Here is a 7785-nt window from a genome sequence, read left to right as displayed (position 1 = left end):
CACAAAACACCCTGACGCGGGGTGGAGCAGCCCGGTAGCTCGTCAGGCTCATAACCTGAAGGTCACAGGTTCAAATCCTGTCCCCGCACCCAAGGTCCCCATGGTTGATTTGGGGCGCGATATCCACCCCGTCCGATTGCGGCCGGGGTTTTTCTATATCTTCGCGTGCAATTTAGAGTGGCATTGGCGCCACGCTTTCCCTCTGAACCGCGAATTTTTCTGGCGGTCGCCGCCTTCCCGTCGATTTTCTCCGCTCAAAGCCCATAGCGCGTGGCGCGGTTTTGCGTCATGACTTCCGTTGGAAGGACGCGGGCCGACTATCAGCCCGTCGATTGAGGTGTTTGAGGATAATATGGCGAACGGTGTCGTTAAGTGGTTCAACCCGGCCAAGGGCTTTGGCTTCATTCAGCCCGAGGACGGCGGCCAGGACGTGTTCGTCCATATCGCCGCGGTTGAACGCTCGGGCCTGGCTGGCCTGAACGAAGGTGATCAAGTCGCGTACGAATTGGAAGAAGACCGTCGCTCGGGCAAGACCTCGGCCGGTCAACTGCGCGTCACGGGCCACGGCCCGGCTCCGGCTGGCGGTGGCGCTGGTCGTGGCGCCCCGCGCCCGGCGCGCGGCGGCTTCGACAGCGCTCCCCGCAACAACTTCTCGAGCGGCACCGGCGAGTCCGGCACCGGCGTCGTGAAGTGGTTCAACACCACCAAGGGCTTTGGCTTCATCCAGCCGGACAACGGCGGCGGCGATGTGTTCGTGCACATCTCGGCCGTGGAGCGCGCCGGCCTGCGTGGCCTGAACGAAGGCCAGCAAGTCGGTTACGAGCTTGAACAGGACCGCCGCTCGGGCAAGACCTCGGCCGGCAACCTGCGCATCCTCTAAGGCGCAAAGGAAAAGGCCGCCCCGGACGGGACGGCCTTTTCAGAGACTTTCGAGGGCCCCGCCCGACGTTGACGCGTCGGTCGGGGCCTTTTGTCGTTTCTGGCTAGCCCTCAGGCGGGCGTCTGGGCCCGTTCGGAGGCCGCCTGGTTCACCGCCAGGGCGGTCAGGTTGACGATGCCGCGCGCGGTCACGCTGGGGATCAGCACATGCAGCGGTTTCGCCATGCCCAGCAGCAGCGGGCCGACCAGCAGAGACTCGGTGGCCGCGCTCAGCAGGGTCAGGCCGATATTGGCCGCGTCCAGCGTCGGCATGACCAGCAGGTTGGCCGAGCCCTTCAGAGGGCTGTCGGCGACCATGCGCTCGCGCAGATGCTGGCTGAGGGCCGCGTCGGCGTGCATCTCGCCGTCGACCTCGAGCTCCGGCGCCTGTTCGCGCAGGATCGCGAGCGCCTCGCGCATCTTGCGCGCGGTCGGCGAATTGCTGGCCCCGAACGAGGAGTGCGAGAGGAGGGCGGCCTTGGGCGTCAGGCCGAAGCGGCGGACCGCCTCGGCGGCCAGCTGGGTGCATTCGGCGATCTGCTCGGCCGTCGGGTCGACGTTGACGTGGGTGTCGCAGAAGAACAGCGTGCCGTTGTCCAGGATCAGCGACGACATGGCGTAGACGCGGCTGACATCGTCCCGCTTGGGGATGATCGGCAGGGCGTACTTCAGGTGCTGCCACCAGTCGCCGCTGCCGCCCACTAGGGCGGCCTCGACATGGCCCGAGGCCAGCAGCATCGAGGCGGCGACCGTGCGGCGGCCCTGGACGCGGCGCTCGGCCGCCGTCGGCGGCACGCCGCGACGCCCGACCAGCTTCTGGTAGTCGGCGACCAGCGGACCGAACAGATCCTTGTCGGCGTAGGGATCGACGATCTCGACCGTTCCGCCGACGTCGAGGCGCAGGCCCAGGTCCTGGATCTTGGCCTTGATCACCTCCCGACGACCGACCAGCACCGGCGAGGCCAGGCCTTCGTCGACCACCGTCTGCACCGCGCGCAGCACGCGCTCGTCCTCGGCCTCGGCATAGGCGACCTTGACCGGCGCCTTTCGGGCCCGTTCGAACACCGGCCGCATCAGCTGGCCCGAGCGATAGACGAAGAGCTCCAGCTCCTGGCGATAGGCGTCGAAATCGGCGATCGGCCGGGTGGCCACGCCGCTGTCCATCGCCGCCTTGGCCACGGCCGGCGCGATCTGCAGGATCAGGCGCGGGTCGAAGGGCTTGGGGATGATGTACTGCGAGCCGAAGACCGGCGCCGCGCCGCCATAGGCGCTGGCGACGACCTCGGAGGCCTCGGCGCGGGCGAGTTCGGCGATCGCCTCGACGGCGGCGACCTTCATCGCCTCGTTGATCTCGGAGGCGCCGACGTCCAGCGCGCCCCGGAAGATGAAGGGGAAGCAGAGGACGTTGTTGACCTGGTTGGCGTAGTCGCTGCGCCCCGTCGCCATGATGGCGTCCGGACGGGCGGCGTAGACCAGCTCGGGCAGGATTTCCGGATCCGGATTGGCCATGGCCAGGATCAGCGGGTTCGGCGCCAGTAGCGGCAGCCATTCGGCCTTGAACACGCGCGGAGCCGAGAGGCCCAGGAAGATGTCGGCGCCGGGCAGCACCTCCGGCAGGGTCCGGGCGTCGGTCTGGCGGGCGTAGCGGGCCATGTTGTCGGGCATGTCCGGATCGCGGCCGGCGTGCACCACGCCCTTGATGTCGGTCAGGGTGACGTTCTCGACCGGCAGGCCCATGGAGACCAGCAGGTCCACGCAGGCCAGGGCCGCGGCGCCCGCGCCCGAGGTCACCAGCTTGACGTCGTTCAGCGTCTTGCCCTGGACGAGCAGGGCGTTGCGGACGGCCGCGGCGCAGACGATGGCGGTGCCATGCTGGTCGTCGTGGAAGACCGGGATGTTCATCCGCTCGCGCAGGGCGCGCTCGATGATGAAGCACTCGGGGGCCTTGATGTCTTCGAGATTGATACCGCCGAAGGTGGGCTCAAGCGCCGCCACCACCTCGATGAAGCGGTCGGGATCCTTGGCGTCCACCTCGATGTCGAAGACGTCGATGCCGGCGAACTTCTTGAACAGGACCGCCTTGCCCTCCATCACCGGCTTGGACGCCAGTGGGCCGATGTCGCCCAGGCCCAGAACGGCGGTGCCGTTCGAGATCACAGCCACCAGGTTGCCGCGCGCGGTGTAGTCGCGGGCCGTGTCGGGGTTGTCGGCGATCGCCAGGCAGGGCGCGGCGACACCAGGCGAATAGGCGAGGGCGAGGTCGCGCTGGGTGGCCATCCGCTTGGTGGCTTCGATCGCCAGCTTTCCGGGCCGCGGGAGGCGGTGATAGTCCAACGCCGCCTTGCGGAAATCCTCGTCCATTGGTCTTCCTCTAGAAGCTCTGCGCGTTTTCGCGCGGCCCGTCTCGGTCGCGGGCCGTTCACCCGTCTAGCTACCGGGGATGACCGGCTTTTCCAACCCTGCGCGGTCGGGGAATGGTCTCATTTGTGATAGCGGTAACATCGTGTCGCTCGCCTGAGAGCTCTCGCAAGTAATAAATCTATTATATAATGCCCGCGCTTCGGGCGCCTCGCGCCATGTTCCTCGGCGGTTTGGCGATCGCGTTTCACGGCCGCCGCGCGATGCTGGACATGGCGACGCGCGCGGCCGAGCATCGACTCGATCGGAGTGCGGACGAATGAGCGGATTGACGACACATATCCTCGACCAGGCGGCGGGCAAGCCGGCGGCGGGCGTCGCGGTGCGCGTCTCGCGGCGCGAGGGCGAGGCCCTGTCACCGGTCGCCGAACTGCGCACCGACGCCGATGGCCGGGCGCGCCTGATCGATGGCGAGGCCCTGGCGGTCGGCGGCTATCGCCTGGAGTTTTCGATCGGCGACCACTTCAAGGCCTCGGGCCTGCCGGTCACCGATCCGCCGTTCCTGGATGTGGTGGTGATCGATTTCGCCGTCTCGAACACCGCGCAGCACTGGCACGTGCCGCTGCTGGTCTCGCCCTACGGCTATTCCACCTACCGGGGCAGCTGATGGGCGAGGTGATCCGTTTCCTGCTGGACGGCGAGGTGCGGGAGGTGCGCGGGGCCAATCCCACCACCACCCTGCTGGAGCACCTGCGCGGCCCCATGCGCCGCACGGGGACCAAGGAGGGCTGCGCCGAGGGCGATTGCGGCTCGTGCACCGTCTTGGTCGGCGAGGCGGAGGGGGACAAGGTCGCCTGGCGGGCGGTCAACGCCTGCATCCAGTTCCTGCCCATGCTGCACGGCAAGGCGCTGATGACGGTGGAGAGCCTCGCCCCCAAGGCAAGCGAAAACGGCGCGCTGCATCCCGTGCAGCAGGCCATGGTCGACAAACACGGCTCGCAGTGCGGCTTCTGCACGCCGGGTATCGTGATGTCGCTGTATGGCCGCGCCGTCGGGGCGAAAGGCGCCAAGGCGCCGGTCGGCGAAGTGCTGGCCGGAAACCTGTGCCGCTGCACCGGCTACGGGCCGATCATCGAGGTCGCCAAGGGCGTGACCACCGAGGTCGCGCCGGCGGTCGATCTTTCGGCCGTGCGTGACGAGACCATGCTGGCGCTGAGCTTCCACGACGAAGTCCACGGCGTGACGCGGACGTGGCTGTCGCCGCGAACGGTCGATGAGCTTGCGGACGCCTATCTCAAGCATCCCGACGCGACGATCGTCGCCGGAGCGACCGATGTCGGCCTGTGGGTGACCAAGCAGCGGCGGCCGCTGCCGACCCTGATCAGCGTGTCCGAGGTCGCCGAGCTGAAGACGATCGAAGAGACGCCCGACGACCTGCGGATCGGCTCGGGCGTTCGCTACGTCGACGCGATCGACGTGCTGGCTCGGCTCTATCCGGAGCTGGGCGTGATGATGCGGCGGCTGGGCTCGACCCAGGTGCGCAACAGCGGCACGATCGGCGGCAACATCGCCAATGGCTCGCCGATCGGCGACATGCCGCCGGCCCTGATCGCGGCCGGGGCGACCCTGGTCCTGCGGCGCGGGAACGAGCGGCGCGAACTGCCGCTGGAGGCCTTCTTCCTGGAATACGGCAAGCAGGACCGCCAGCCTGGCGAATTCGTCGAGGCGGTCGTGGTTCCGAAGCTTCCGGTGGGACGGATCTTCAAGGTCTTCAAGCTGTCCAAGCGCTTCGACCAAGACATCTCGGCGGTCTGCGGCGCGTTCTCGATCGCGGTCGAGGATGGCGTCGTGACGGACGCGCGCATCGCCTTCGGCGGCATGGCCGGGACGCCCAAGCGCGCGTCGGCTTGCGAGGCTGCGCTGATCGGCCAGCCTTGGCGCGAGGCGACGATTGAGGCCGCGATGGCCGCCCTGGACGTCGACTACGCGCCGATGAGCGATATGCGCGCATCGGCGACCTACCGCGCCTTGGCCGCGCGCAACATGCTGCGGAAGGTGTTCCTGGAGAGCCTATCGCCCGATCTCGAAACCCGCGTCACGCCGGAGAGCGCCCATGGCTGACTCCGGCGTCGCCCCCGCGATCACCGCGCCGCGCGGCGTCAATGCGGCCCTGCCGCACGACAGCGCCGAACGGCATGTGGCGGGCTCGGCGATCTATGGGGACGACCTGCCCGAGCCTCCGGGGCTGTTGCATGTGCACCTGGGCATGAGCACGCGAGCTCACGCCCGGATCGTCAAGCTGGACCTGTCGGCCGTGCGGGCCTCGCCCGGCGTGGTGCTGGTGCTGAGCGCGCAGGATATTCCCGGCGAGAATGACGTCAGCCCGGTCATCCATGACGACCGGCTCTTCGCCGATGGTGAAGTGATCTGCGTCGGCCAGAGCCTGTTCGCGGTCGCCGCGACCTCGATCGCCGCCGCCCGCGCCGCCGCGGCCAAGGCCGTGGTCGAGTACGAAGACCTGCCCGCCGCCATCGACATCGCCGCCGCCCGGGTCATGGACCTGAAGATCGAGGCCAGTCAGCGCATGGCGCGCGGCGACGCCCAGGCCGCGCTGGACGCCTCCCCGCGACGGGTCCAGGGCGGCTTTTCGATGGGCGGCCAGGATCACTTCTATCTCGAGGGCCAGGTCGCCCTCGCCACGCCGCGCGAAGGCGGCGACGTGCACATCTGGTCGTCGACCCAACATCCTAGCGAAGTCCAGCACCTGATCGCCCGCGTGCTCGACCGGCCCCATACGGCGGTCACCGTCGAAGTGCGCCGCATGGGCGGGGGCTTTGGCGGCAAGGAGACGCAAGCCTCGCTGTTCGCCGCCGCCGCCGCCCTGGTCGCGGTCAAGACCGGCCGTCCGGCCAAGTGCCGCCCTGACCGCGACGAGGACATGGTCATGACCGGCAAGCGGCATGACTTCGAGGTCGCCTACGACGTCGGCTTCGACGACGAGGGGCGGTTGACGGGTATTTCGCTGGAGCTGGCCTCGCGGTGCGGCGCGACGACCGATCTGTCGATGGCGATCAATGACCGGGCGATGTTCCATGCCGACAACACCTACTACCTGCCGGCGGTCGAGATCGTGTCGCACCGGTTCAAGACCCACACCGTCTCGAACACCGCCTTCCGGGGCTTTGGCGGCCCGCAGGGGATGCTGGCGATCGAACGGATCATGGACGCCGTGGCCGCCGAAGTCGGCCTCGACCCGCTGGAGGTGCGCCGCCGCAACCTCTATGGCGGCGAGGGGCGAAACCTGACGCCCTATCATCAGGTGGTCGGGGACAATGTCGCGCCACAGCTGATCGACGAGCTGGCCGCGTCCTGCGACTACGAGGCCCGCCGCCGCGAGATCGAGGCGTTCAACGAGTCCAGCCCCGTGCTGAAGAAGGGCATCGCCCTGACGCCGGTGAAGTTTGGCATCTCGTTCACGACCACCCACCTGAACCAGGCCGGGGCGCTGCTGCACCTCTACGCCGACGGCTCGATCATGCTGAACCACGGCGGGACCGAGATGGGGCAGGGGCTGAACATCAAGGTCGCCCAGATCGTCGCCCAGGCCTTCCAGGTCGACGTCTCGCGCGTGAAGATCACCTCGACGGTCACCGACAAGGTGCCCAACACCTCGGCCACCGCCGCCTCGTCGGGCGCGGACCTGAACGGCATGGCGGCCCTGAACGCGGCCGAGACGATCAAGGCGCGTCTTGTCGAGTTCGCCGCCGCCAAGTGGAACGTCGCGCCGGAAGCGGTCGCCTTCACGCCCGACGGGGTTCGCGTGGGTGGCGAGACGTTCGAGTTCGGCTGGTTCGCCCGCCAGGCCTATCTGGCGCGGATCTCGCTGTCGGCCACCGGCTTCTACGCCACGCCCAAGATCCACTACGACCGCGCCACCCACACCGGCCGGCCGTTCTACTACTTCGCCTATGGCGCGGCCTGCAGCGAGGTGTTGATCGACACCCTGACCGGCGAGATGAAGGTCACGCGCGCCGACATCCTGCACGACGTGGGCAAGTCGCTGAATCCCGCCATCGATCTCGGCCAGATCGAAGGCGGCTTCGTCCAGGGCATGGGCTGGCTGACCACCGAGGAGCTGGTCTACGACGCCCAAGGTCGCCTGCGCACCCACGCGCCCTCGACCTACAAGATCCCGACCTGCGGCGACCGTCCGGCGCATCTGGACATTCGCCTGTGGGAGGCCGGCCGCAATGTCGAGGCGACGGTGCACCGCTCCAAGGCCGTCGGCGAGCCGCCGTTCATGTTGGCGATCTCGGTGCATTCGGCGATCAATCACGCTGTGGCCAGCGTTGGCGACTACCGCGTGTTCCCGGAATTGAATGCGCCTGCGACGCCCGAGGCGATCCTGATGGCGTGCGAGGATGTCCGGAGTCGCGCTCATGCTTAGCGCCCCCTCCGTCCGCTTCGCGTCCACCTCCCCCGTTTCACGGGGGAGGATGACATTCTCCC

The 7785-nt window shown here is 68.2% G+C and carries 5 protein-coding genes, 1 tRNA gene and 1 pseudogene; 6 read left to right on the top strand and 1 reads right to left on the bottom strand.

Annotated elements, in window-relative coordinates; translation table 11 throughout:
• The first annotated feature begins 15 nt into the window (after positions 1-15).
• The 3 genes and pseudogenes from J2728_RS21980 (at position 16) to J2728_RS21970 (ending at position 880) form a co-directional block, all read left to right on the top strand.
• Positions 16-92 (top strand) — tRNA-Met (locus J2728_RS21980).
• A gap of 260 nt (positions 93-352) precedes the next feature.
• Positions 353-556: pseudogene (locus J2728_RS21975) on the top strand (cold-shock protein); the annotation flags it as partial.
• 129 nt (positions 557-685) lie between these two features.
• Positions 686-880, top strand: coding sequence for a cold-shock protein (locus J2728_RS21970; RefSeq protein ID WP_035017693.1), 195 nt, complete (start codon positions 686-688; stop codon positions 878-880).
• Positions 881-990: 110 nt separating this feature from the next.
• Here the strand turns inward: J2728_RS21970 and J2728_RS21965 are convergent, their stop codons facing one another.
• Entirely contained in the window at positions 991-3279 is a 2289-nt protein-coding gene (locus J2728_RS21965) for an NADP-dependent malic enzyme (protein WP_310002329.1), read from the bottom strand.
• A 316-nt stretch (positions 3280-3595) separates the two neighbouring features.
• On the opposite strand from J2728_RS21965, the gene uraH reads away from it, so the two are divergent.
• From uraH to xdhB, 3 genes are read left to right on the top strand one after another with little or no spacing between them, the layout of a single operon-like run.
• Entirely contained in the window at positions 3596-3943 is a 348-nt protein-coding gene (gene uraH / locus J2728_RS21960) for a hydroxyisourate hydrolase (RefSeq protein ID WP_310002328.1), read from the top strand.
• On the top strand, positions 3943-5397 hold the full coding sequence (gene xdhA, locus J2728_RS21955; protein ID WP_310002327.1) for a xanthine dehydrogenase small subunit: 1455 nt from the start codon (positions 3943-3945) through the stop codon (positions 5395-5397). The genes uraH and xdhA overlap by 1 nt, the downstream gene beginning before the upstream one ends.
• The gene (gene xdhB, locus J2728_RS21950) at positions 5390-7723 is read left to right on the top strand and encodes a xanthine dehydrogenase molybdopterin binding subunit (protein ID WP_310002326.1); all 2334 of its coding nucleotides are present in this window, start codon (positions 5390-5392) and stop codon (positions 7721-7723) included. The genes xdhA and xdhB overlap by 8 nt, the downstream gene beginning before the upstream one ends.
• Positions 7724-7785: the final 62 nt, after the last annotated feature.

It is taken from the genome of Caulobacter segnis, assembly GCF_031454995.1.
Classification (GTDB): Bacteria; Pseudomonadota; Alphaproteobacteria; order Caulobacterales; family Caulobacteraceae; genus Caulobacter; species Caulobacter segnis_E.
This window is presented reverse-complemented; position numbering and strand designations above follow the sequence as displayed.

Coding starts and splice junctions, on each gene's coding strand:
- xdhB (WP_310002326.1), top strand. CDS start 5,390: ATGGCTGACTCCGGCGTCGCCCCCGCGATCACCGCGCCGCGCGGCGTC.
- uraH (WP_310002328.1), top strand. CDS start 3,596: ATGAGCGGATTGACGACACATATCCTCGACCAGGCGGCGGGCAAGCCG.
- J2728_RS21965 (WP_310002329.1), bottom strand. CDS start 3,279: ATGGACGAGGATTTCCGCAAGGCGGCGTTGGACTATCACCGCCTCCCG.
- xdhA (WP_310002327.1), top strand. CDS start 3,943: ATGGGCGAGGTGATCCGTTTCCTGCTGGACGGCGAGGTGCGGGAGGTG.